The organism is bacterium (genome assembly GCA_037200965.1).
Taxonomy (GTDB): domain Bacteria; phylum Patescibacteriota; class Minisyncoccia; order Phycocordibacterales; family Phycocordibacteraceae; genus C7867-001.
Genome location: JBBCGK010000001.1, coordinates 462,429 through 483,917 on the forward strand (window position 1 = coordinate 462,429; position 21,489 = coordinate 483,917).

The following is a 21,489-nucleotide window of genomic DNA, read 5'->3' on the forward strand; positions in this document are numbered from 1 at the left end:
GGTATCGACCTGCGCTCCCCGGGTTAGTTGGCAAGGTTTGGCGGAATTCGGCGGTTCTTTCGTAGAGGTAAAGCGGTCGTTCGGTACTCCGTTTTAGCAAACGGGCAAACACGCGGATGCTCCCGCGATTTTCTATGTACGCGCTTTCACGCGTTATTTCATTTTCAAAGTCCGGTCACTTCTGCCTGCTGCCCCGTATACAGTGACTGGATCAAAGTATACGGGATAGCCGCGGCGTTCTATACCGCAAGAAGCCTGTATGAATGTGGATAACCGACTCCGCCTGGAAAACACAAAGAGGCCGTTTCCGGCCGCAGTCGTGATTACCGGTAGGTCGTCACCACATATAGAAGATACCTCCTGCGGCGGCCTAAGTCAATCTACCTCTAACTACCCAAAGAAATTATGAAGGCTGCCCGGCAAGGCGATATGAGGTCCACCTGCGTTCCCCCGCTTTAATCACAACTCCTTCATCGACAAGGGCCTGGAGCTCCCGCTGGATAGTCTTCTCGCTTACGTCTCGTATTACCATCGAAACATCCTTTATATAGAGGGGGCCTTTCCCGCGCAGTACGGCAAGTACGGCATCGCGGCGTCCTGATTTGCGCGGTTTGTCCGATATTTGTCCTATATGTCCTATATGCTCCGGGCGGTTCGCCGGTGTCCCCGGACGCGATTGCGGAATGGGTTTTACAAGCGTCTGAATGTTTCTTTGCGTCAGGATCTTGGCGAGTTCGGCAAGGGTCGGCGTGTTCTCAAGCATGACGCGCGGCTCCTCATAGGCAGCAACTTCCTGGAGAAGTTCCCGGGCCTCATGCGCGATTAGGTCGGCATTCATGGAAGAGAGGAGGCCTCCGGTACGGGCGATCGCCAAAACACTTGAGAGCGCAAGAAGCTCGCGGGAAAGAGCCTCGCGCGCTTCTCGCGGTGCGAGTATCGCGCCGTCTATGAGGCCGACGGCGACCGCGTCGATCTTGTCTCTTAGAGAGGGCGCGCGGGAAAATGCCGGACTTACTAAATGCACGGCTTTCGCGAGGCGCTCCGCTTTCTTGTAAATGAATACGCGACGTATGTCCTTATCGAATATGTTGGAGAATATGCTCTTCTCTAGGACAAAGTCAGACAAGTCGGGGTTATAAGGACGCTGTGCGCTTGACTGGATTTCTGGATGTTGTCCTTTTTCCGCCATAAAGTCTTTTATGTAGTTCGTCCTTGAGAAGGAGTATATGTCTTATATACCGCTCGCGCAAATGTGTATAACACCGCCAGAAAACCTAAGTGGTACAATGCTTAAATGAAGAAAGCCAAGAAGAAAAATGTCGAGACGTACGAAACGCTGTTGCGGATCGCTGCGGCCATAGTACTTCTCGCCCTTGGCGCGCTTATGGGACTTGCGGCGTTCGCGGACCTTGGCGGATCTCCTCTTGCGGGTCCAGTCGGCTCTACGATATTCGGGTTTGCGTATCTTCTCGTCGGTATCGGCGCATTTCTTCTGCCGCTCCTTATGATTTGGCTTGGAATCTATGCGGGTTTCAGGCGTCCGCGCATCGCGCCCCTTACCGCAGCCGGTACCGCGCTCATCCTCGCTGCGGTGCTCGCTTTCGCCGGGCTGTTTTCCAAAACCGTCGGAGGCCTTGCAGGTGCTTCCCTTGGAGACGAACTTCAACAGTTCTTCGGATTTTGGGGGGCGCTTGTCCTGGTACTTGCGATAGCAGCTGCGGGGATCGTTATCGTAAGCGATGTGGCGGCCATAGTACGTGTACTGGTAAACGCGCTCGCCGCGCTTGGCCGGGCAATCGGGAACGCGTGGCTTGCGGCGATTGCGCGCAGGCGCGAACGAAGGCTTGAGCGACAGGCGCAGGAGCTTGAAGACAACATTGCTACAGAATCTTCGGAAACGGAGGCCGAAGTGGCACCACAGGAAGTATCGGATGAGCTCGTCGAGCGAGACCCGCTCGTCACGATGTTTAACGAAAGCCCGTCCCAAGCCCGTGCGGCGTCCCCCGGCGGCATCCCGAGCTTTGATGCCGAGTACGACGCCCCTCCCCTCTCACTCCTTGGGGGCGACAAGGGCAAGCCTGACGTAGGCGACATAAAGGCGAACGCCAATATCATCAAGCGCACGTTCCAAAATTTCGGCATTAACGTGGAGATGGACGAAGTATCGGTTGGCCCTACCGTCACGCGCTACGCGATAAAACCGGCGGAAGGAGTGCGACTTTCAAAAATAATATCGCTCCAAAACAACCTTGAGCTTGCACTCGCCGCGCATCCCGTGCGCATCGAGGCGCCGATCCCAGGCAAGTCGCTTGTCGGTATCGAGGTCCCGAACGCCTCAAAAGCGACCGTGGGCCTCGGCGGCGTTATGGGCGCGCCGGAGTGGACCAAGAGCGCGAAGCCGCTTCTCGCGGCGCTTGGCCGTGATATCACCGGCACGCCGCACTACGTGAACATCGCGAAGATGCCGCACGGACTTGTCGCGGGCGCGACCGGTTCCGGAAAGTCGGTTGCCATGCACGCAATCATCACTTCCCTGCTCTATCGGAACGGCCCGAACCAGCTGCGGTTCATCATGGTCGACCCGAAGCGCGTCGAGCTCACCCTCTATAACGGCATCCCCCACCTTCTCACGCCCGTCATCACCGACTCGAAGAAGGCGATCCTTGCGCTTAAGTGGGCGGCGAAGGAAATGGAACGCCGCTACAACATCCTCGAGGCCGAGACCGTGCGCGATATTGATTCCTATCACGCGACCGTCTTTGAGCCCGCAAAGAAACTTAAGGGCGAGGCGCGCCCGGAAGCGATGCCGTTCATTGTCATCGTCATCGACGAGCTCGCCGATATTATGCAGACCTATCCGCGGGAACTCGAAGCGGCTATCGTGCGCCTTGCGCAGATGAGCCGCGCCGTGGGCATCCACCTGGTCCTTTCGACACAGCGCCCTTCGGTGAATGTCATCACCGGCCTCATCAAGGCGAACGTGCCAACGCGTATGGCGCTTCAGGTGGCCTCGCAGATCGATTCGCGCACCATTCTCGACTCGGGCGGCGCCGAAATGCTTCTTGGCGCCGGGGACATGCTCTATCTCTCGGCCGATATGCAAAAGCCGGTACGCATCCAGACCGCCTATATAGGAGAGGGTGAAGTGAAGAAGGTGGTGCAGTATATAAAAAAGAACAATGCGGGCGATCTTTCTTCGCTTGACCTTGGAGGTACAGGCGGCGCATCTGAAGGCCCGAATGACGCGATCCTCATGGCGGGAGAAGATGACGACGTGGACGACGACCTCTACACACAGGCAAAGGCAGCGGTCGAAGAAGCGGGCCGGGCTTCCACGTCGTACCTGCAGCGCAAGCTCCGCATCGGATATTCCCGCGCGGCCCGCCTCATGGATCTCCTTGAGGCCAAGGGGGTCATCGGCACTGCCGATGGCAGTAAGCCCCGAGAGGTGCTCACGGCAGCGGGAGCCGCGGCAGCCGCGTCTTCCGCCGATCTCTCCCCTTCCGAAGATGAAGAACCGTCAGTCTTCTAGGGCGCCGAAGACGCCATGCTAGTCCGTATAGCTATCCCCCTGGTACTTCTCGCCATTCTTGGCTTCGGGGTCGTGAAAGGACTGCCGCTTGTCCTCGGGCCCCGCATCGTCCTTTCTTCCCCCGCAGACGGGGCCGTTATTCCCGACGGATTCCTCGTGGTCTCCGGCACCGCGTACCGGATCGACTCGCTCACCCTCAACGGCGCAAAGATTCTCCCGGAGGCCAGCGGGCACTTCGAGAAGCTCCTGGTACTCCCTTCGGGGCATACTATACTGTCCCTGACCGCCGCCGACCGCTTCGGGAGGTCCACGATCCTTCGCCGCACGGTCGTCGTTCCGTAGTCCTTTGTTTCAGATTTATTTCATAACTTACCCGTTAGCCTTACGAAACCATGGCCGCCAAGAAATCCGCAAAGACCGCAGAAAAAGAAAATCAGGCCGAAGGGGCCGCGCCTCAGTCCGACAAGCAGAAGTCTATCGACCGTGCGATCAAGGAAATCCAGACCAAGTTCGGCGATGAGGCCATCATGACGTATGGCTCCACTTCCCCGGCAAAAATCGCATTCGTTCCGACGGGCTCGATCGGGCTCGACGCGGCGCTCGGGATCGGCGGGCTTCCCCGCGGCCGCATCATCGAAATATACGGGCCAGAATCCTCAGGCAAGACGACGCTTGCGCTCCATGTGATAAGCGAAGCACAGAAGCTTGGCGGCATCTGCGCGTTCGTCGACGCCGAACATGCGCTTGATCCGGAATACGCACGCAGGATCGGCGTACGGCTCCAAGAGCTTTTGATATCGCAGCCGGATACCGGCGAACAGGCGCTCGAGATCGTCGAGAGCCTCGTGCGCGCCGGCTCGGTCGACGTGATCGTGGTCGACTCGGTCGCCGCGCTTACCCCGAAAGACGAGATCGAGGGCGACATGGGACAGGCCCAGATGGGCAAGCAGGCCAGACTCATGTCCCAGGCGCTCAGGAAGCTCACGGCCATCACCGCGAAGTCGAAGACCATCATCATTTTCATCAACCAGATCCGCATGCAGCTCGGCGTGATGTTCGGGAATCCCGAGACGACGACCGGCGGCAAAGCCCTCAAGTTCTATACTTCCGTGCGCCTCGACATCAGGCGCATCGCATCCATCAAGAAGGGCGAAGAAGTTGTCGGCGGGAGGGTGCGGGTGAAGGTGGTGAAGAACAAGGTGGCGGCGCCCTTTAAGACCACCGAGTTCGATCTCCTCTATAACGAAGGCATCAGCCGCGAAGGCGAGCTTATCGCGCTTGGTGAGAAGTATGAGCTCGTGCAGAAATCAGGCAATACGTACAAATTCGGCGAACAGAAGCTTGCCGTCGGGTACGATGCTTCGCGCACCTTCCTCAGGGAGAACAAGGCTATCGCGAACGATCTTCTGAAGCAGATCAGAGCGAAGCTTGCGGAGGGGTAAATTCTTATGAGGGAAGGATACGTCGCTCCGAAGCAATCAGGTGAGACATCGCCTGAAATGCGGATTACCGCTTGTATCGGAGCAAAGGCGGATTTCGACCCGTACACACGAGCAGATATACACGATTTGGACGCCATCCCCGTCGACTATTACGGGAACACAAAAAAATGGAACCGCTTCAATCAACTTAATGGAGGCGAGGGTACCTATGTAATTTCGGCCATCGATGCAAGCAATAAGGAATCGAAAGATTATCTCGACTGTACCGGTCTTGCCGCCGTAGGCACGGATAAGAGATCTGGTGAAACTGTTTCGCTTTTGACTCATCAAGACCCCAAACAGATCGTACAAGAACACCGCGATCGGTACATTGTCGATATGACATCGCGTTTAATGGAATTGCATGACAACTGCTCCCCTCATTCAATCGATGTGATGCTTTTTGGTGGAGCGGCAAGGAATTCCGAAGATATGAAAGGGTACCGAGAATCAATTATGCTTCTAAGGAAACTGTGCGAAAAGACCCTAGGCATCGATCCGCATGTCGTAGTAGGACCGAACAATCCTGATTTTAATCAATGGGATTGGGAGGTTGGAGCGGTACTCGATACCAAGCATCGGCGACTTTATATTACTCGAGCGCCACAAGATACAGTTCGTGATGCCGAAACTAGTTTTGGATTCAAAGCTTCTGAACTCGAAAACGTCGAGAGGCGGTGGCGAAACCCTTCCAACGGAAAAACTTAATGGGTATCGTTTAGAATTTCTAGGCTTGTACTGAAATAGCAGCAGAAAAAACAAACGCCCGCGCGGTCTCGCGCGCAAGATAGACAACCGCCACGAGCACGACGAGCGAAAGCAGCTGTACCGGCAGGCGTGTGTCAAGAAATGCAGAGACCCAGAAGTGCATAAAGGCGTTTATATGCGCGAGCGACGGCGCGTTCGCAAATACCTTCGCCACCCACACTTCCCTGCCGATGCCGTAGAGCGCGAATGCGGCAAGAATAAGTGCCCCGGTCTCGAGGCTCAGGGCCATGCGCGAAGCGCGTATGATGCGCACCCGGCGCATCACGGTTTTCTGGATCGCAGAGGTTGGTTCCATACGGAAAAGATAACTAGCGCTGCTTGTTAAAAGTTTCCCTGAAAAGCTTCTTCGCCCGGTGTACCCGCGTCTTCACGGCCGAGACGCTCGCGCCTTCTATTCGCGCCATTTCCTCTTGGTTTTTTCCTTCAAGGAATTGGAGTCTCAAAAGCCTTGCGGCGGACTCCGGAAGCTTCGCGAGCGCCTGGAGCACCTCGTCCCTAGCGGTAAGGTCAGCAACGAAATCCTCGCGGTCGGCGATGCGCTCGAAGCTTTCGGGCTCTAACTCGGTGCGCACGCCCCGCTCGGCTTTCAGTTTCTGATACTTGGTATAGGCGACCCGGTTGAGGATGGCATACGCCCAGGAAGAGAAGCTCGCGCCCTCCTGGGCCTCATAGCGGTCGGCGTAGAGGTATATGCGGGTGAAGGCGTCCTGCACCGCCTCTTCCGCGTCCTCGTCGCTCCGGAGTATCGCTTTGGCCCGCCGGAGCAGGGGTGCCTCGTAGCGGGCGACGAGGATGGCGAAATGCTCGGGAGAACTTCGGGAAAGGACGAGTATCTCGGCGTCGGGAAGCTCGGGGGCCGCCTCTCTTGAAAAGCTCATAATAGCCTGTATCATACGCTACATCCGCGGGTCGGACATTTTTTATAACCGCCCTTCCCCGCCGTTAGTTTCAAGCACTAATCAATCCCTATGGCAGTACTCAGCTACAACGAGATAGTCCCGAAGGTCGTGATCGAATACGAAGGCGCTCCGTACGAGGTGCTCTCCTCGCACGTGTTCCGCATGCAGATGAGGAAGCCCGTGAACCAGACCAAGCTCCGAAGCATGCTCACGGGCAAGGTCACCGAGATATCCTTTCACCAGAGCGAAACGGTCAAGGAAGCCGATATCTCGACTATGGAAGCGAACTATCTCTATACCAACCGCGGCCAGTCGTGGTTTGCCGAAACCGGCAACGCGAAGAACCGTTTCTTTTTCGAGGAGGACGCCGTATCTGACAAGGTGAAATACCTGGTCCCAAATTCGGAAGTCGAGATATTCCAATACGAGGGCAAGCAGGTCTCCGTGAAGATTCCGGTCAAGATCGATCTTAAAGTCACCGACGCTCCCCCGGCCGTCAAAGGAAACACCGCCCAGGGCGGCAGCAAGCTCGTCACGCTTGAGAGCGGGGCGACCGTAAACGTTCCGCTCTTCATAAACGAGGGGGATATCCTCCGCCTCAACACGGACACGGGCGAATACGTGGAACGGGTCGAGAAAGCGTAAAGCGAAATGGCGGGACCCCGGGGTCCCGCCATTTACTGCAGCTCCGTTTCTTCGATCATCGTGACCTCCGGCCGGTCCGAACGGTCACGGAAGAGTCCGAAGCGACGAACGTCAGTCCGTCAGGCGTAAGCGCGTAGGGAAGGAGGAAATATGATTTTCCCTGCGGTACGCCATATTCGCCTTCCCGTCCGAACCATTGCGAGCGAATACCAAAGACGGTGAAAACCCGCGCGACCGCGATTACGCGGCACGCTCCCGCGCCGGAGATCGCGACAAATCGCGCTCTTGCTACGCGTAGCGATACCGCATGCTCGAGCCTCTGCGTCATGTCGTGCCGAGCTACCGCTTGAACGACTGGTTCCGGCCATTTCAAACATTCAGCCGCTTTCACGCTTGCCGCCCGAATCTCGGCTACAGTCAATCGCCCGCCGACCGCTGACGGGCGATCATACAGGTCGACAGACCAATCAAGCGCCATGATGAACATCATCCCGAGCGTGAATATGATGCTCGACCTCGGGATTGCCGCCTCTACTTCGGCAAGCAGTCTTTGCAACGTTTTGAGCCCAAGCACCGCAGCGCGCCGAGGCCAGGTTTGAATCCGCATCGCTTTCGGGCCTCGTTAAGGTACGGGCGGCACCCCGTGTGCCGCCGCTTCCTGAAGCGGAGAGTGCCACAGCAAAAATGTAAACGCAAGAAGGCGGTAAAAACCGCCTTCTTGTAGTTTGCCTAACGAGAATTACGCCGCGAGGTACGGCATGAGGGCCATGTAGCGGGCGCGCTTTATCGCCTGCGTGATATCGCGCTGCTTTCCGGCCGGAAGTCCGGTGCGCTTTCTGGGGAGCATCTTCGCGTGCGGGCTCGTGAACTGGCGAAGATATTCCACATCCTTGTAATCGATGTGCTTCTTAAGCTCTACCTCTTCCCGTTCGGATTGATATGCCATAGGTGATTATTTAAAACGGAATGTCTTCCGGGTTGATGTCTTCGTCCGGGTACTGGATCTCGTCGGCGGGCGCGCCCTTGTCCTGGCTTCCCTCTCCCGCGCCCTCCTGGCCGCGGGTACCTCCGCCCATTCCGGCACCCGCAGGACCGAACTGGAAGTTCTCGACGACGATCTCGGAGCGGTACTTCTTCTGCCCTTCGCTCTCCCAGGAACGGGTCTGCATGCGGCCTTCGACGAAGATCGCCTTGCCTTTCTTCATGTACTGGCCGATAACTTCCGCCTGGCGGCCGAACGCCACGATGTTATGGAACTCGGTCGACTCCTGCTTCGCCCCCTCCTTGTTCTTGTATGTACGGTTGGTCGCGATCGAAAACGACGCGACTTGCTGGCCCGAAGGGAGCGCGCGGAGTTCCGGATCGCGGGTGAGGTTGCCGTAGACGAAAGCTTTGTTGAGATACATCTGGGTAAGGTATTAGACGGTCGTAGCCGTTTCAAGCGCCGCGTCGAGCTCGACTTCGGAGATGCCCTCCTCCTTTTGCGGAACCTGCATGCGGATAGAGCGCAGATCGGCCGCATGACGAGCGGCCTCACGGTCAGTCTTCACATCGATAAAGCGAATGATGCGCTTCTCTTCCCCCGCTTTCGAGATAACTGCAGCATGTCCTTCGCCTTTCGCTTCATATGCGATCCATGCGAAGAACGCGCTGTTGAAGTCGCGGCGTCCGCCTACATCGCTTCTTGAGATGGTGTACGCGAGCGGGATACTTTCCGGCTCTCCCTCGGCAACGATCTCGCCTGCGGCTTCTGCCGCATCGCGGATGCCCTGATAGACCTTCTTCACTTCCTCGCTTGGAAGCTCGGGGTCGATATGGAAACCAAGCTCGTATACGCGGGCCTCGCCATCATCGATGTCGGCGTCGAATTCCGCGCTCTCCGCTGCCTGATCCTTCTTCTTGGCCATAATAGGGGCATCCTAGCACGCTGCCCTACCCCTCGCAAGGCAGCTTTAAAGCGTAAATCAGGCGAGCTTAAAGATCCGCCTGGCGTTTATAAGAAGCGCTTCGCGGACAGTTTCGACTTCCTCCCCGCGGATGCGGGCGATGGCGGAGACGACATCCATGACGGCCAAAGGATCGTTCCTCTTCCCCCTGCGGGATGAGGGAGCGACGTAGGGAGAATCGGTTTCGGAGAGAAGGTGCGTAAGGGGCGCGGCGCGTACCACCTCGTCATAGTCGTGGGTAAAAGTGAGCACGGCCGTATAGGACGTAGTGAAATCAAGCGCGAAGAGCTTGCGCGCCTCTTCGATGCCGCCTACGAAGAAATGTACATTTCCGGTAAGGCGGTCTCCGTGCTCGCGCTTCGCGCTTTCGAGAATATCGATGAGATCGCTATATGCGTCGACCGTTCCCTTGGAAGGCCGCGCATGAATCATCAGGGGCTTCCCGGTCTCGGCTGCAAGCACGACATGGCTCTCGAATACCGCTCGCTGTTTTTTCTTCGCTTCGTCGCTTGTATCAACGGGGCGGAAATAGTCTAGCCCGCACTCCCCTATCGAAACTACCTTCGGGTGCGCGGCAAGCGAGCGGAAGGCCGTCTCGTCGAATCTTTCTTCGGGCGTGTCGTTCGGATGGAGTCCGACAGAGGCGTAGAAGTCGGGACGGCTCTCCACGAGGACTATCGCCTGCTCGGAAGACTTCCGGTCGACGCCGACAACGATGCCGCCGACCTCATTCTCCGCAAGATTCTCGAAGAGCCTTCCTCGGTCCTCGTCGAACAGGTCGAACTGGACGTGGCAATGCGCATCGAAATACTTCATGCGGTTGAACGATAGCATAAAAAGGTCTGAGTGAGTTGCACAACCTCCTTTTTACGAACGATCCTGCAGGTTAAAAGCCGTGACTGATTTTCATCGAAAGCACGGCTACGACGTGGGGACCGGGAACATGGCGGTCATGTCGCTCAGAATTGGACTACTCATAGAAGAACTGGGTGAACTCCACGCCGTGGTTTCAAAGGGTGTTGGCGACATTTCAGAGGAACACGCAGACCTCTTGTATCTACTTCTTGGAAACTGCGTCACGCTTGGTATTGATATAGAAACTGCTTTCTTTGCAAAACATGCCATTAACATGCGGAGGGAAGCCAAGGTAGTGAGGGGGAACCGCCGTGTATCGGATTGGTCCCATGAAAAATCTCAGGAATGAAAGCTACAGTCATCATCGGTGCGCAGTATGGCAGCGAAGGAAAAGGTAAGATTGCAGCTTATCTTTCAGATGAGTTCGCTCGTGCAGTTCGAACTGGCGGGCCAAACTCGGGGCATACCGTCGAGCGCAATGGCACGTTCTATCAAGTTCGAGCGGTCCCTAGTGCCTTCGTGAACCAACAATGTCGCCTCGCGATTGGTGCCGGGGCCATAATAAACACTGCCGTACTATTAGGAGAATTAACGGCATGTGGTATTGTCGAGGGGCGTTTGATAGTTGACCCTCAGGCTGTCATAATTGATGAAGAATATCAAAATTCGGAACTAGATTTAATCAGTTCGATTTCGTCCACCGGACAAGGCGTTGGTGCAGCAATCGCAGCTAAGGTCTTACGTCGGAAAGTAACTCTCGCAAGAGACGTGCCCGAGTTGCGGCCACTGCTTGCCGATGTTGCTGGCACGATCAATTCCGAACTCCAACAAGGCCTAGCTGTAATGATTGAGGGGTCGCAAGGATTTTTCTTGAGTTTGCATCATGGTTACTATCCGTTTGTAACAGGCAGGGAAACGACCGCAAGTTCATTTTGCGCCGAAGTAGGAATCGGTCCCAAAGATGTGGGTCAAGTGATTGGAGTTCTCCGCACCCACCCGATTAGAGTTGGCGGCCCTTCGGGACCTCTTCAAGACGAAATCGATTGGCAGACCGTCACCGCCGAGTCGGGCTACCCAACACCGCTGTTAGAGATAACTACCGTTACCAAACGAATTCGACGCGTCGGGAGGTTCTCAATGGCCGAAGCTAAACGATCTTTGATGATCAATTCGGCGACCCAAATTGCTTTAAACTTCGTCGACTACTTGGACCATGCAAACTTTGGACTTAGAAGCTACACCGCACTGACTGCTTCAACAAAAAAATTCATCGACGCACTAGAGACACAAACGGGAGTTCCCGTTTCGCTGGTGGGCACGGGGCCCCGTAACAGCGATATGATAGACTTACGACGCGAAAAGAACCTCCCCCATTAGATACCAGCATGAAAAACCAATACTTTGGCGACTTGAGCGACTATAAGAAGTACGGTTTGCTGCGCACACTTTCGATTGAGGGTGAGTGCTCGCTCACTGTGTGTTGGATGCTGACGCGAGATGATCAAAGTACCGACGGGCGGCATACAACTTATTTGGCGGACGTAAGAGAATGGCGCAACCATGAGCCGTTGGTATTTGATCTACTCGCGGACGCAGTCTTCAAAAATTCCCGTAATCTCGAAATAGTTGAAAAGTCCGGACTAATACCGAACTCAAACTACTTTCGTGAGGAAATCGGCGATGCTCCCTCCCAACGGGAAGCTTTTTTTGCCCGATTGGCAGATGAAGCCCGCAATTCTGATATTGTGTTCTTGGACCCCGACAACGGCCTTGAAGTGAAGTCAGTCCCCTATGGCTCCAAGGGAGCACATAAGTACATTTATCGGTCTGAAATCGAAAAGTTATCTCGGAATGGACTTTCAATCTTGCTGTATCAACATTTTGGTCGGAAAGAACGGTCTGAGTTTATCCGAGCTATTGCATTGAAACTCATCGATTGGCTGAATGTGGAGGAAGTATTTTCACTTCGGACGACGCATACCGTATTTTTTCTTGTGCCGAAAGCTGCCCACAGGTCGCGAATAGATCGATCCCTCCAGGCAGTAAATAGACAATGGGGAGATAAGATCTTTATCGAGATACACTCTAAGGAGTCTGTATCAACGGTTACAACGAAAAATCAGTTAGACCTACTCTAAGTAAGTGAGCAACATGGATATTGGAAAGGAGCCTGACTTCGCCTCGGATGCCTACTTTGATAATCCGCAACAAGTTGCACAACCTCCTTTTTACGAACGATCCTGCAGGACGATATCCACAAATCACTGCTGCGCAGCGCGGGCCTCGCGCATCTCTCGGCGGATGAGATTGGGGACTTGAGGGACTTGGCAGCGCATGAGCTACGGAATGAGACCGCGGACCGCGGTGGTCTCATGGCGGGATTGCGACTGCGCCTGCAACAATGCGACACACGGCTATCACGCCTTACAGACGCGCTCCTCGACCACCTCATCGAAAAGCAGGAATACGAAGCCAAGAAGGCCGCGCTCCTGGGCGAGCGGCGCGAACTGCTAGACAAACTGGAAAGCCCGGAGGCTTCGCGTCAACCCGCCGACGGCGTGCTGCAAGCATTGGAACTGCCAGATGTCGTGGAAACACGCTACGAAATGGCTTTGCCGGACCAACGGCGCCGCATTGCGTCTGCAATCGCTTGGAACCTAACTGGTAGCGGAAAAGAGGCCGTACCTGAGCTGAAATCTCCGTACCGGGAGATCGTACAGTGGCGTCTTTCCAATCCGGTGCGCCGTAACGGGGAGCGATCGGAACCTGACATAAAGCTGCTATACGAAGCGCTCAAAGAAGTCTGCCGGCGAGAAGACAAGCCGCCGCAACGTCCCCAACGTCCTGATGTCTCCGGCATATAAGGCGACATACTTTTTCGAGAATTGTCGCGCCTTATGCCGCGTGAATGTCAGGCAGATGCTGTTCTGCATGGATGCGAGCATCAGCTACTTCGCCCGCACCAACTTCCGCAACCGAAACCAGCTCTTCGGTGTGAGGCAAGCCGACCGTCTTTCGCACCTGTACGTCATCGGCAAGACTGGCACGGGCAAGTCCACCCTCCTTGAAACCCTCGCCCGGCAAGACCTTCGGGCCGGGCGCGGCTTCGCCCTCATAGACCCGCACGGCGATCTCGTGGAACGGATCGCGAGGGACGCGCCGGAAGCCGTCTATCTGAACGCCCCCGATCCCTCCCAGCCCTTCGGCTATAATCCGCTCCGGAGGGTCAGGGACGACAAGATACCGCTTGCCGTCTCGGGCTTCCTCGAAACCCTCAAGAAGCTCTGGCCCGACGCGTGGGGCGTGCGCATGGAGCACGTCCTTAGGAATACGCTGTATGCGCTATTCGAGCAGGAGGATGCGCGGCTTCCCGATATCCTCCGCCTCTATGCCGACGAGACATACCGGAAGGCGCTCGCCAAGGGGATTAGGAACGATACCGTCCGCCGCTTCTGGCTCCATGAGTTCGAGCACTTCCACTTTCGCCAGAGGGCGGACGCCGTGGCTCCGATACAAAACAAGATCGGGGCGCTCCTTGCCGACCCCACGCTCTATCGCATCCTCGTCGAGCCAAAGGAGGATATCCGCTTCCGTGCCCTCATGGACGGCGGCGGGGTTCTTCTGGTCAATCTCTCGAAGGGCAAACTTGGCGAGGACAGCTCGCACATCCTCGGCGCGCTCATCGTCTCGACCCTGGGCCTTGCTGCCTTTAGTCGGGCCGACAGTCCCCCAACCTCCCGCCGCCCTTTCTTCGTCTATATCGACGAATTCCAGTCCTTCACGACCCTTATGCTCGCCGACATGATGTCGGAGCTGCGGAAGTACGGCGTGGGCCTTACCTTGGCGCACCAATATATGCACCAGCTTGAACCCGAGATACGGCATGCGGTTCTGGGGAACGCTGGGACGCTCATATCATTCCGTGTTGGCCCCGAGGATGCGTCAATCCTGGCGAAGGAGTTTCAGCCGACGTTTGACACACACGATCTCCTGAACCTGCCTAACCACCATATCTATCTGAAGCTGATGATTGATGGGGTGCCGGGCGGGGCGTTTAGTGCAAATACAGTCGATCATTCGACGCGGGGAGAGACAAAGCTCGCACCGCTACGAAGGACTTCAGACTTGAATGCGGGCGAAAGCGCGTCTGACTATGTGTGAGCGGGATCACGTTTTTTTGCAGATGGCACGCCCGCGTGGGCTGTTTTGGTAATTGCCATAGCGTCTTGGCAACAACTGGGCGTCAGTACCTGGCTTCCCTCACAGGTTGAATATATTACAGTATAGCTCAACCATATGTTGAGTCGCCGCATGCCCGGTATTACCGAATTACTTTTGAAAATCGCGCCCAAGATCGGCGCAAAAGTGCTGATCGAGCCTGAGTGGGGCTACGTCGGGCAAATCGCCTTCCGAAGCGGTCGCAAGCGGTACTTCCGGTTCTCCAGCGTTGACGTGAATACGCTGGGCGCATCGGAAGTCGCGAAGGACAAAGATTTTGCGAACTTCTTCATGAAGCACATGGGTTATCCCATCGTGAAAGGAAAAACGTTCTTCCGGGACGACTGGGCAGAGACAATCCGCTCCAAGCGAAAGATCACGGCCGCCTATCGATACGCGCGACGGCTGGGATTTCCGGTGATTGTGAAGCCTAACAGCGGCAGTCAGGGGAAAGCAGTATGCTTGGCTCGCACGAAGCGTCAATTCTATCGCGGAATGCGGGCGACCTTTGAGGTGGACAAAGTCGCGCTTGTCCAAATACCTGTTTCAGGAAAAGACTACCGCATCGTGGTCTTGGACCGAGAAATCATTTCGGCGTACTACAGGGTTCCGCTAAGCGTCGTCGGCAATGGAAAAGCTTCCGTAGCGGCGTTGCTCAAGTCGAAGCAGAAAGAGTTTCGGCGCGCCGGGCGCGACACGGCGATCAGGGCCGACGATCCGCGCATAGCGGAAAAGCTCGAGCATCAGGGACTGAGCTTCGCTTCCGTTCTCCGAAAGGATCAAAAGGTTTTTCTTTTGGATAACGCCAACCTTTCGACGGGCGGCGAATCGGAAGACGTAACGGAAAGCGTGCACAAGGAGTTCAGGAAAATCGCGGTGTCGCTTACGAGGGATATGGGACTGCGCCTGTGCGGCGTCGATCTCATGATAGACGGGGATATCTCGGAGCCGCCCAAAACGTATTGGGTGCTTGAAGTCAATTCGGCCCCGGGGCTCGATCATTATGCGAAAAGCGGCGCGGCACAAAACAAAATCGTCGAAAAGATGTATACGACGGTGCTTAAGAGCTTGGATCGTGACTAGCTCGTGTATAGTCCATACGACCGATCTTCCTGACACCAATAGGCATCGGCCAAATCGTGATTGCTGACCAACGTTTTGCGCCGAGCGACCGCCTAGTCGGGATCGTAGGGATTATTGGTATCCGTGCCATTGCGCGAGGAACCAGACGGCGAACTATACGGATCGACGCGCTTGTGACCTTGCTCGCCCGTATAGGGGTTCACGTTTGGATACGTCGAGTAATTGTTATAGGGATTGCTGTCAGGCGATGAGCGATGGTGTGGCGGAACATACGTGCCGTCCTTCCGCACATAGCCTCTGACACTGACGTCCTTCGCTGCCGCCTCAGCGCCAGTGGCCAGCAGGGTCGTGAAGACCAAAAGGGCGGCAAAAATCTTGCGCATATTAACTCCGATCAAAAATGCGGCTCGATGCTAGTTTAGTGGCTGGCGCAGGGCCAGAGGAATAATCTTCGCAAGCGTGCGTCAGGCCACGCCCTACGGTAACGCGTCGATCAGTTCGCCTCGTCGAAAATCCCATTCAGGATCGCCCCAAGCCGCACCCCTGCCGCCTGCAAGCGCTCTTCCACGATGGCGGCGCGGTCTTCCTTGTAGTTGCCGTCGGGCGCGAAGACGCGAACGGCGCCACCGGTATACGTCTCGCTGTCTTCGGAATAGCGGCAGGTGGTGCCGGAGAGCGTACAGTATCCGGTGTCGGGCGCGCGGGAGACGGTGAGCGATTCGTTGGCCCATACCATCGGATCGAGCGACGCCTTCCACGTTGCCCGCTGCTCGTCCGTGATTTCCTTTTGAAGAACATTGCCAAACGCCTCGCGCCCAGGGCCTGCTGGCTTCGTCTGCGCGATGTGGAGATCACGCATGACTTGTTCGGGAATGCAGGTGTCCCACACGGTATGGAGCGCGGTTTTGCCGTCATAGGCGCAGCCCGAGACGCCCTTCACGCCGACGCTGTTGCCGCCGCGATCATCGGCATACGAAATGTGGAGCGGCTGGTGTATGTCGCCGAGCCAGTGCCCGAGGAATTTGAGGGCCGTGCGCTTCTTGTCGGTTGAGGCATTCGGGTCTTTGAGGATGGCGATATCGGCGGGGATGGCCGTGAAAAGGCACGTCGCCGCATTCACGCACTTGGCCTCGGGGAAGCTCGTCCAATCGCGCGGCATATTGATGAAGTGCTCCGCCCTCCGGCTGCTTTGCACATCGCCCTTCTCGTCCGGCCAGGTGCAGGCCCCGTGGAAGGTTCTCGGTATCTCCTTGCCGTCAGCGTCCTTAAGCGGGGTTTCTGAGCGGATAAGCTTGTTGACCGCCTTGCGGGCCGTCGGCGTGAGCTCCTTGTATGCGATCTCGCAGACCGCCTCGTGGCCGGTGCCGCCGAAGGCGAGGGCACCGCTCGTTGTGAGACAAAGACTGACGAAGCCACCAGCTCCAAACAGCGCAAGAAGAACCCGCCGACGTCCACCCATGTACCCGCTCCCCCTCACTATTCGTGCCCAGGATGCGAGGACTCGCCCTAGCCGAAGAACGGATGATGCCCGGATGATTTCACCCGTCCAAGAGGAATGTGCGCCTTAGACTTCGTATCGGGCCGGGCCTATGCTGCTTCTATTGGTGGGGTGTTTCTCAGGGGGTATTGGCATGACTAGCGGCACGCGAGTTTTTCCGACGCGTTCGTATCGGGCATCATTTCCCATTCATGCGCTTCTTGCCGTCTTCGCGCTTCTCGTCGCGGGTGCGTATGGCCCGGCCGGTTCGGCCTTGGCCGCGACCAGCGCGGCGTCCTTCTGCCTTGACGCATGCCCCGAGGGCGCGCCGGCAAAGAACAAGACGGTCGTGCACCATGTCTATGCGCTCAGCTCGAACCCCGACACGAAATTCGCCGATTGGGTCGCGTACAAGATCTCCAAAGCGACCATCGGGTCGAACTGTTCGCGCAAGTGGGCGAAGGACCCGGACCTAGCGGCCGGCACCACGCTCAAGCCCGCCGATTACAAGGACATCAGTGCGGCGCTCCAGTCCGACCGGGGCCATCAAGCGCCCTTGGCAAGCCTATGCGGCTCGAAGTTCAATGCCGAGGCGAACTATCTCTCGAACATCACCCCACAAAAGTCCGACCTCAATCAGGGCGCATGGGTGCGGCTCGAAACCGCCGAACGCAAGCTCATTACGGGCGGCACCGCGAAGACCGTGTATACCGTCACCGGGACGCTCTACGAAAAGAAGATGCCGCCGCTTCCCAAGGCGAGCGTCAAGCACAAAGTCCCTTCGGGCTATTGGAAGATCGTCGCCGTCGAGACGGACGACGGGATCGACGCCGTGGCGTTCGTCATGCCGCAGGATACACCCAAAGCCGCCGATTATTGCGAAACGCGCACCACCATCGGCGACGTTGAGACGCGCTCGGGCCTCAAGTTCTTCCTCGATCTCAACGAGACCGACCGCACGCAGCTTGAGGAGAGCGAGGCGAAGACCGGCCTCTATGAGGATTTGGGCTGCGAGTAGCACGAGCGCGGGAAGATACGGCATGCGCAAGGCATTCATACTGACGCTGGTGGCGTTCTCCGCACTTGCGGCAACCCCACTCATCGCGCGGACCACGGATGCGGAAGTCCGGGGACAAATGATCCGCGAGTCCATCGCAAGCTATCCCGGCAACTGCCCGTGTCCGTACAGCACGATGCGAAACGGGCGCTCCTGCGGCGGGCGAAGCGCGTACAGTCGGCCCGGCGGATATGCTCCGCTGTGCTACCCGTCTGACGTTTCGGACGATATGGTGCGCGGCTATCGAAGCACGCATGGGCTCGGGAACTGATCGATCCGATTGATATCTGGCGAAGCGCGCAAACGCTCATCTCGCTCTATGGCGATGAGGCGGAACAGTTCGCGCTTCGCCGCGCCGCTACCCTGCTCGGCGAAGGAGACCGGGAGGGCCATGCGGCAATGGCAAGCGTTGCGGAAGCGGTGAAGAAGCTGCGGCAGGAGCGGCCCGAAAGCGGCGATGCCGTCCACTAGTCGGCGTCCGGCAGCTTATCGGAAGCCTCGGCAAACTCCCGCACCAGCGCGACGATGTGCTTGCGCCGGGCGGGCGACTTGACCTGCGCGAACGCTCTCGCAAGCGCCCGCCCGTCGGCGCTCGAAAGCAGCGGCATTTCTTCCGCGAACAGTGCCGAACGGGCTTTGTCGTATGCCTCGGAAACGAAGTATTCCCAGGGCAGATCAAGCACCACCATCATCCGCAACAGCGCTTCAAGCGGCAGCCGGTTGGTTCCCTTTTCATACTTCTGCATCTGTTGGAAACTAACGCCGAGGCGCTTTCCGAGAGCGAGTTGCGACAGGCCGCGCAGCGTCCGTGCGGCAAATATCTTTTGGCCGATAATCTTATTGATCTCTGACGAACTGTGCTTGCGCGGGGCCATTCTCAATCCCGTTATACTATCGATCTCGCAAATTCTATGGCGCGAAAACCCCATTGTCGCGCGCAATCTCAGCCTGTTACGCCTCCTTCATCCACTCCCGGTGCATGCGCTCCCATTCCGGGCGCGGCGCTTCGAACTCTTCCCGGAACCACGGCATATGCTCTGGCACGAAGACCGTCTCGCGCAGGAACGCGAGCGTCGATTTGACGGCGGGTTTTGCGGCATGCACGCGGTTATATGAGATGTAGAGCTTGCCGGGAAGGCGAAACGCAAGCGGAAGGGCGACGAGGTCCGGGTCGCCAAGCGCGTGGTAGGTAGGTGCGAGCGCGATGCCCGCGCCAAAATGCAGGCACCGCTCGAAGAAGCTCGTCTGGTTGGTGAGGATCGACACGTTCTTGACGACGTTTCCGCCCGACCATGCGGCCCAGGATGCCGTGCGCGTCTGATACTGGGCGAGATCGAGCAACCGGTGCTCGCTAAGCGCTTCGCTCGTCTGCGGCGTCCCGTGTTTTTGCAGATAGGACTTCGACGCGAACAGGGCGTAATGGACGGTCGCGAGCGGCCTCGACACCTGATCCGAATTTCCCGGATCGTAGAAGTGGATGCGGATGTCGAAGCTGTCGCTTCGGGGCGCGGTGATGTCCTGATCGGGCGATACCTTGAGCTCAATGTTCGGATGCCGTTCGAGGAAGCTCGGCATGAACTGCGCCAGCCAGAGGCTCGCAACCCCGTCCGCGACCAGGATGCGGCAGTCGCCTTGAACGCTGCCTCCGCTGTCCTTCGCGTCCCTGCGAAGGAGCGCAATGCATTTGCGCGCCTCAAACGCGTTCGGAAGCAGACGTTCGCCGAGGTCGGTGAGCGCGCAGCCGTCGGTGCCGCGTATGAATACGCGCCCGCCGATCCACTGTTCGAAGCTGCGCAGCCGCTTGCTCACGGTTGCCTGCGTTGATCCGAGCATCGCCGCGGCCCGCTTGATGCTGCCGCCCTCGGCGATTGCGAGAAAATAGCGGAGATCGTTCCACTGCTCGGGCGAGGGGTCATCACTATTGGAAAGTACCATCTTCCGTCCCTTGGCTTCCGGGCGGCGATAATCGAATGGCAATTTAAGCTCCGGCAACAAAAAAATGCATAAGGCGCCAGGCGGCGCCGTGGAGTAATTCCTTGGAAAAGAACGATTTTAGCGCGATACGAAGCGGTACCTACGGGCCCGAACATGCCGCAGCGCATCCCGATGGGGGAAGCGTATGGCTGCGTCCGGCCGGGGTCGGGGATATTCCGTTTGTGCATAGCCTGACCGTCTCGGACATCTCCGCCGAAACGGCACCGGAGGAGGTTATTCGGGCTGTTCACGCCCGCAATCCCGATGCCCTGTGGCTTATCGAGCGCCAAAGAGGCGGGGAGCCACCGGCCCCTATCGGCTATTTCGGCTTCCTGCCGCTCACCGATCCCGGTCTCGACGCGCTCAAGGAAGGCGCGCTCGACCGCAAGAGCCCGCCGCTTGAGCTTGTGGCCGAGGGCGGCACGCGTCCGGCGGCGGTGTACGTGTGGGGCGTCGTGGCGCATCGCCTAGTGCGGGTCACCGCGCCGCTCCTCACCCTCGCGCTTTCGCCTTACATCGACGTTCCCTTCTACACCGTCTCCCAGACCGAAGAGGGGCTGCGCTCGGCCCGTAGGCGCGGCTTCGTGCCGGTCGATGCGCGGATCGGCGACCGGGGCGGGCTCGTGCTGCTGCCGCTTGGCAGCCTTCTTGCGCCGCCGCCAAGCAAAGTCGCGCAGCTCGACGTGATCGTGGCCTCGAACGCCGAGCACCTCATGATGTGCGCCTATGTTCGCGGCGTGGTGTTCGGCGCGGAGCAGCTCGCCCCCTACCGCGAGGAATTCGACGGCAACGACTTCTGCGGCATCCAGCTTCTGGGGTTCGTGAACAACGAGCCTGCGGCAGTGCTTCGCATCCGTCACTTCGCGTCATTCGCGAAATTCGAGCGGTATGCCGTGCTCGAGCGCTTCCGCAAAACGCGGATCAAGTACGAAATCCTGGAGTTCGGAATCGAGCTGTGCCGCCGCAAGGGATACACGAAGCTCTACGCGCACTCGCAGGTGCGCCTCGTCCGCTTCTATGAGCGGTTCGGCTTTCGTCTGTGCGCCGCGCAGCGTCCGCTCGTCTTCGCGGATCACGAATACGTCGAGATCGAAGCCGACCTCGCGCCGCATCCCGAGGCGATCACGACCGCCACCGATCCCTACGTGATCATCCGACCCGAAGGGGCGTGGGACAGGCGCGGCGTTCTTGACCAGTCAGCGGCACGGCCCGCGACTAATCCCGTCTAGGAGTGCTCGACATGGCCGGAACGCTCGATTGCTTTGTCCGCCTTGTTGAACTCGACACCTGCGTGCGTGAGTTGGCACAGCGCAAGCGCGCGAATAATAGGATCAGCATATCCGATCTTGATGACGTTCTCCTGGCGCTTGCTGAAGCTCGGGAAACGATCCAGGACGACGCGTATGACGAGATGGCGAGGCGGCGAGCGATAACAACGGCGGACATAATGCAGTTCGCAAAAGATTAGCGAAAGCGCGCGGCTCTATTCAAAACGCGGCCTACGACAAGTTCGCAACTATTCGTCCGACAACACTCGCCCGATAACGGATCATT

At 57.6% G+C, this 21,489-nt stretch carries 27 protein-coding genes; 15 read left to right on the top strand and 12 right to left on the bottom strand.

Going from position 1 to position 21,489, the window contains the following annotated elements; translation table 11 throughout:
- Positions 1–403: 403 nt before the first annotated feature.
- Positions 404–1,126 carry a hypothetical protein gene (locus tag WDN10_02630; protein MEJ0053597.1) on the bottom strand — a complete coding sequence of 241 codons (723 nt, stop codon included), beginning with the start codon at positions 1,124–1,126 and terminating at the stop codon, positions 404–406.
- A 168-nt stretch (positions 1,127–1,294) separates the two neighbouring features.
- Between WDN10_02630 and WDN10_02635 the strand changes: the two genes are divergently transcribed.
- Genes WDN10_02635 through WDN10_02650 form a run of 4 tightly spaced genes read left to right on the top strand, consistent with a single transcriptional unit; the run spans position 1,295 to position 5,721 of the window.
- Entirely contained in the window at positions 1,295–3,532 is a 2,238-nt protein-coding gene (locus WDN10_02635; protein ID MEJ0053598.1) for a DNA translocase FtsK 4TM domain-containing protein, read from the top strand.
- 15 nt (positions 3,533–3,547) lie between these two features.
- A complete protein-coding gene (locus tag WDN10_02640) occupies positions 3,548–3,874 on the top strand; it encodes a hypothetical protein (protein MEJ0053599.1) in 327 nt (108 codons plus the stop codon).
- A gap of 50 nt (positions 3,875–3,924) precedes the next feature.
- A complete protein-coding gene (gene recA / locus WDN10_02645) occupies positions 3,925–4,974 on the top strand; it encodes a recombinase RecA (protein ID MEJ0053600.1) in 1,050 nt (349 codons plus the stop codon).
- 6 nt (positions 4,975–4,980) lie between these two features.
- A complete protein-coding gene (locus tag WDN10_02650) occupies positions 4,981–5,721 on the top strand; it encodes a hypothetical protein (GenBank protein ID MEJ0053601.1) in 741 nt (246 codons plus the stop codon).
- 19 nt (positions 5,722–5,740) lie between these two features.
- On the opposite strand, the gene WDN10_02655 is transcribed toward WDN10_02650, so the two are convergent.
- Positions 5,741–6,076, bottom strand: coding sequence for a hypothetical protein (locus WDN10_02655; protein MEJ0053602.1), 336 nt, complete (start codon positions 6,074–6,076; stop codon positions 5,741–5,743).
- Between the two features lie 13 nt (positions 6,077–6,089).
- Positions 6,090–6,659, bottom strand: coding sequence for a sigma-70 family RNA polymerase sigma factor (locus WDN10_02660; protein MEJ0053603.1), 570 nt, complete (start codon positions 6,657–6,659; stop codon positions 6,090–6,092).
- Positions 6,660–6,749: 90 nt separating this feature from the next.
- Between WDN10_02660 and WDN10_02665 the strand changes: the two genes are divergently transcribed.
- On the top strand, positions 6,750–7,325 hold the full coding sequence (locus WDN10_02665; protein ID MEJ0053604.1) for a hypothetical protein: 576 nt from the start codon (positions 6,750–6,752) through the stop codon (positions 7,323–7,325).
- Between the two features lie 55 nt (positions 7,326–7,380).
- Here WDN10_02665 and WDN10_02670 read toward each other — a convergent pair whose 3' ends face one another.
- The 5 genes from WDN10_02670 to WDN10_02690 all read right to left on the bottom strand — a co-directional run bounded on the left by WDN10_02670 (position 7,381) and on the right by WDN10_02690 (position 10,087).
- The gene (locus WDN10_02670; protein MEJ0053605.1) at positions 7,381–7,932 is read right to left on the bottom strand and encodes a hypothetical protein; all 552 of its coding nucleotides are present in this window, start codon (positions 7,930–7,932) and stop codon (positions 7,381–7,383) included.
- Positions 7,933–8,064: 132 nt separating this feature from the next.
- Entirely contained in the window at positions 8,065–8,271 is a 207-nt protein-coding gene (gene rpsR / locus WDN10_02675) for a 30S ribosomal protein S18 (GenBank protein ID MEJ0053606.1), read from the bottom strand.
- A gap of 10 nt (positions 8,272–8,281) precedes the next feature.
- Complete coding sequence (gene ssb / locus WDN10_02680) at positions 8,282–8,731, bottom strand: single-stranded DNA-binding protein (GenBank protein MEJ0053607.1); 450 nt, start codon at positions 8,729–8,731, stop codon at positions 8,282–8,284.
- A gap of 12 nt (positions 8,732–8,743) precedes the next feature.
- Complete coding sequence (locus WDN10_02685; GenBank protein ID MEJ0053608.1) at positions 8,744–9,232, bottom strand: hypothetical protein; 489 nt, start codon at positions 9,230–9,232, stop codon at positions 8,744–8,746.
- Positions 9,233–9,289: 57 nt separating this feature from the next.
- Positions 9,290–10,087, bottom strand: a complete 798-nt coding sequence (locus tag WDN10_02690) for a TatD family hydrolase (protein MEJ0053609.1) — start codon at positions 10,085–10,087, stop codon at positions 9,290–9,292.
- Between the two features lie 79 nt (positions 10,088–10,166).
- Between WDN10_02690 and WDN10_02695 the strand changes: the two genes are divergently transcribed.
- The 6 genes from WDN10_02695 (at position 10,167) to WDN10_02720 (ending at position 15,427) form a co-directional block, all read left to right on the top strand.
- On the top strand, positions 10,167–10,475 hold the full coding sequence (locus WDN10_02695; protein MEJ0053610.1) for a nucleoside triphosphate pyrophosphohydrolase family protein: 309 nt from the start codon (positions 10,167–10,169) through the stop codon (positions 10,473–10,475).
- Complete coding sequence (locus WDN10_02700; GenBank protein MEJ0053611.1) at positions 10,472–11,503, top strand: adenylosuccinate synthetase; 1,032 nt, start codon at positions 10,472–10,474, stop codon at positions 11,501–11,503. Before WDN10_02695 ends, WDN10_02700 begins: the two co-directional genes overlap by 4 nt.
- Before the next feature lie 8 nt (positions 11,504–11,511).
- Positions 11,512–12,264, top strand: a complete 753-nt coding sequence (locus tag WDN10_02705) for a hypothetical protein (protein ID MEJ0053612.1) — start codon at positions 11,512–11,514, stop codon at positions 12,262–12,264.
- A gap of 234 nt (positions 12,265–12,498) precedes the next feature.
- Positions 12,499–12,990, top strand: a complete 492-nt coding sequence (locus WDN10_02710) for a hypothetical protein (GenBank protein ID MEJ0053613.1) — start codon at positions 12,499–12,501, stop codon at positions 12,988–12,990.
- 67 nt (positions 12,991–13,057) lie between these two features.
- Positions 13,058–14,287 (top strand): DUF87 domain-containing protein, encoded by a 1,230-nt coding sequence (locus tag WDN10_02715; GenBank protein ID MEJ0053614.1) that lies wholly within the window; start codon positions 13,058–13,060, stop codon positions 14,285–14,287.
- 150 nt (positions 14,288–14,437) lie between these two features.
- The gene (locus WDN10_02720) at positions 14,438–15,427 is read left to right on the top strand and encodes a cyanophycin synthetase (protein MEJ0053615.1); all 990 of its coding nucleotides are present in this window, start codon (positions 14,438–14,440) and stop codon (positions 15,425–15,427) included.
- A gap of 92 nt (positions 15,428–15,519) precedes the next feature.
- Here the strand turns inward: WDN10_02720 and WDN10_02725 are convergent, their stop codons facing one another.
- Entirely contained in the window at positions 15,520–15,810 is a 291-nt protein-coding gene (locus WDN10_02725) for a hypothetical protein (protein ID MEJ0053616.1), read from the bottom strand.
- Between the two features lie 110 nt (positions 15,811–15,920).
- Positions 15,921–16,886 (bottom strand): S1/P1 nuclease, encoded by a 966-nt coding sequence (locus WDN10_02730; protein ID MEJ0053617.1) that lies wholly within the window; start codon positions 16,884–16,886, stop codon positions 15,921–15,923.
- Between the two features lie 172 nt (positions 16,887–17,058).
- On the opposite strand from WDN10_02730, the gene WDN10_02735 reads away from it, so the two are divergent.
- Together WDN10_02735 and WDN10_02740 are read left to right on the top strand one after the other, a co-directional pair.
- A complete protein-coding gene (locus WDN10_02735) occupies positions 17,059–17,922 on the top strand; it encodes a DNA/RNA non-specific endonuclease (GenBank protein MEJ0053618.1) in 864 nt (287 codons plus the stop codon).
- Between the two features lie 22 nt (positions 17,923–17,944).
- Positions 17,945–18,232, top strand: a complete 288-nt coding sequence (locus WDN10_02740) for a hypothetical protein (GenBank protein ID MEJ0053619.1) — start codon at positions 17,945–17,947, stop codon at positions 18,230–18,232.
- 196 nt (positions 18,233–18,428) lie between these two features.
- On the opposite strand, the gene WDN10_02745 is transcribed toward WDN10_02740, so the two are convergent.
- Both WDN10_02745 and WDN10_02750 read right to left on the bottom strand, forming a co-directional pair.
- Positions 18,429–18,836: a helix-turn-helix transcriptional regulator gene (locus WDN10_02745; protein ID MEJ0053620.1), complete on the bottom strand. Its 408-nt coding sequence runs from the start codon at positions 18,834–18,836 to the stop codon at positions 18,429–18,431.
- Between the two features lie 76 nt (positions 18,837–18,912).
- Positions 18,913–19,896, bottom strand: coding sequence for a LysR family transcriptional regulator (locus tag WDN10_02750; GenBank protein MEJ0053621.1), 984 nt, complete (start codon positions 19,894–19,896; stop codon positions 18,913–18,915).
- Between the two features lie 101 nt (positions 19,897–19,997).
- Here WDN10_02750 and WDN10_02755 point away from each other — a divergent pair, with 101 nt between their 5' ends.
- Together WDN10_02755 and WDN10_02760 are read left to right on the top strand one after the other, a co-directional pair.
- A complete protein-coding gene (locus tag WDN10_02755) occupies positions 19,998–21,164 on the top strand; it encodes a GNAT family N-acetyltransferase (GenBank protein ID MEJ0053622.1) in 1,167 nt (388 codons plus the stop codon).
- Positions 21,165–21,175: 11 nt separating this feature from the next.
- Complete coding sequence (locus tag WDN10_02760; protein MEJ0053623.1) at positions 21,176–21,403, top strand: hypothetical protein; 228 nt, start codon at positions 21,176–21,178, stop codon at positions 21,401–21,403.
- The last annotated feature ends 86 nt before the right edge of the window (positions 21,404–21,489 follow it).

Excerpts from the sequence above, each read along its gene's own strand:
- WDN10_02635 (MEJ0053598.1), top strand. The coding sequence starts at position 1,295 with ATGAAGAAAGCCAAGAAGAAAAATGTCGAGACGTACGAAACGCTGTTG.
- WDN10_02640 (MEJ0053599.1), top strand. The coding sequence starts at position 3,548 with ATGCTAGTCCGTATAGCTATCCCCCTGGTACTTCTCGCCATTCTTGGC.
- recA (MEJ0053600.1), top strand. The coding sequence starts at position 3,925 with ATGGCCGCCAAGAAATCCGCAAAGACCGCAGAAAAAGAAAATCAGGCC.
- WDN10_02650 (MEJ0053601.1), top strand. The coding sequence starts at position 4,981 with ATGAGGGAAGGATACGTCGCTCCGAAGCAATCAGGTGAGACATCGCCT.
- WDN10_02655 (MEJ0053602.1), bottom strand. The coding sequence starts at position 6,076 with ATGGAACCAACCTCTGCGATCCAGAAAACCGTGATGCGCCGGGTGCGC.
- WDN10_02660 (MEJ0053603.1), bottom strand. The coding sequence starts at position 6,659 with ATGAGCTTTTCAAGAGAGGCGGCCCCCGAGCTTCCCGACGCCGAGATA.
- WDN10_02665 (MEJ0053604.1), top strand. The coding sequence starts at position 6,750 with ATGGCAGTACTCAGCTACAACGAGATAGTCCCGAAGGTCGTGATCGAA.
- WDN10_02670 (MEJ0053605.1), bottom strand. The coding sequence starts at position 7,932 with ATGCGGATTCAAACCTGGCCTCGGCGCGCTGCGGTGCTTGGGCTCAAA.
- rpsR (MEJ0053606.1), bottom strand. The coding sequence starts at position 8,271 with ATGGCATATCAATCCGAACGGGAAGAGGTAGAGCTTAAGAAGCACATC.
- ssb (MEJ0053607.1), bottom strand. The coding sequence starts at position 8,731 with ATGTATCTCAACAAAGCTTTCGTCTACGGCAACCTCACCCGCGATCCG.
- WDN10_02685 (MEJ0053608.1), bottom strand. The coding sequence starts at position 9,232 with ATGGCCAAGAAGAAGGATCAGGCAGCGGAGAGCGCGGAATTCGACGCC.
- WDN10_02690 (MEJ0053609.1), bottom strand. The coding sequence starts at position 10,087 with ATGAAGTATTTCGATGCGCATTGCCACGTCCAGTTCGACCTGTTCGAC.
- WDN10_02700 (MEJ0053611.1), top strand. The coding sequence starts at position 10,472 with ATGAAAGCTACAGTCATCATCGGTGCGCAGTATGGCAGCGAAGGAAAA.
- WDN10_02705 (MEJ0053612.1), top strand. The coding sequence starts at position 11,512 with ATGAAAAACCAATACTTTGGCGACTTGAGCGACTATAAGAAGTACGGT.
- WDN10_02710 (MEJ0053613.1), top strand. The coding sequence starts at position 12,499 with ATGGCGGGATTGCGACTGCGCCTGCAACAATGCGACACACGGCTATCA.
- WDN10_02715 (MEJ0053614.1), top strand. The coding sequence starts at position 13,058 with ATGGATGCGAGCATCAGCTACTTCGCCCGCACCAACTTCCGCAACCGA.
- WDN10_02720 (MEJ0053615.1), top strand. The coding sequence starts at position 14,438 with ATGCCCGGTATTACCGAATTACTTTTGAAAATCGCGCCCAAGATCGGC.
- WDN10_02725 (MEJ0053616.1), bottom strand. The coding sequence starts at position 15,810 with ATGCGCAAGATTTTTGCCGCCCTTTTGGTCTTCACGACCCTGCTGGCC.
- WDN10_02730 (MEJ0053617.1), bottom strand. The coding sequence starts at position 16,886 with ATGGGTGGACGTCGGCGGGTTCTTCTTGCGCTGTTTGGAGCTGGTGGC.
- WDN10_02735 (MEJ0053618.1), top strand. The coding sequence starts at position 17,059 with ATGACTAGCGGCACGCGAGTTTTTCCGACGCGTTCGTATCGGGCATCA.
- WDN10_02740 (MEJ0053619.1), top strand. The coding sequence starts at position 17,945 with ATGCGCAAGGCATTCATACTGACGCTGGTGGCGTTCTCCGCACTTGCG.
- WDN10_02745 (MEJ0053620.1), bottom strand. The coding sequence starts at position 18,836 with ATGGCCCCGCGCAAGCACAGTTCGTCAGAGATCAATAAGATTATCGGC.
- WDN10_02750 (MEJ0053621.1), bottom strand. The coding sequence starts at position 19,896 with ATGGTACTTTCCAATAGTGATGACCCCTCGCCCGAGCAGTGGAACGAT.
- WDN10_02760 (MEJ0053623.1), top strand. The coding sequence starts at position 21,176 with ATGGCCGGAACGCTCGATTGCTTTGTCCGCCTTGTTGAACTCGACACC.